General features: G+C 53.9%; 1 pseudogene. It reads right to left on the bottom strand.

The annotated features are described in order from the left end of the window. Nucleotides 1-265: 265 nt before the first annotated feature. A pseudogene (locus tag HMPREF2806_RS11825) lies at nucleotides 266-696 on the bottom strand (transposase); the annotation flags it as partial.

The raw sequence follows: 696 nt of genomic DNA on the forward strand, positions 1-696 counted from the left end.
ATCGGTTTATCCACACGAAATGTCCCTTAAGCCCAAAATCCTGCACCATGCAAGACTGTGGCACGTCAACAAAACGGCGCATGTTTTTCGGATCTTCTACTACGAACGTCTCTAGAAAACACCGACACTCCGCTAAGATTGTCTTTGAGCGCGAGTTACCGGGATGCCCGTTTATGGGGCACGGGTCTCGCGGCCTAAACGACAAAACGTGTTGTTTTCCGGCGTGTCGAGTTAAACGACAGATTGTGTTGGTGGGGGTTGGGGTTTAGCGTATGTGACCTTTGCGTATTCCCATAGAGTGGTTGTAGGCAGTGTCGATGGCGCTGTCGTAGGTTGCTGGTCGGCCGTCTTCGTGGCCGCTGGTGGCTTGTGTTTCCTTGTTGGCTAGGGTTTGTGCTTTGGCGAGTGCGTCCTGGCCCCAGTTTTGCTGCCTGGCGATTTCTACAGGGTCGCCAGGCAGCTGCGTGTGTAGGTACAGCCACCAGTCACAGGCGATGCGTTGTTGCTCGTCGCGTAGTCCTCGGTGGGCGTGCATCAGTTTCTTGATTTGTGAGTTCACTCCGCCTTCCAGGCTGTTGGTTGTGCGCTCTAAGCGTTGGCCTTCTTTAGCTTGGGTGAGGTAGGCAAAGAGGTGTCCGTGTTGACTCATTTTCTTCAGCTGTAGGTAGATTCCGCGGTGAACATCGTGGGTGTACC

This window comes from Corynebacterium sp. HMSC076G08 (genome assembly GCF_001811515.1).
GTDB classification, from domain to species: Bacteria; Actinomycetota; Actinomycetes; order Mycobacteriales; family Mycobacteriaceae; genus Corynebacterium; species Corynebacterium hiratae.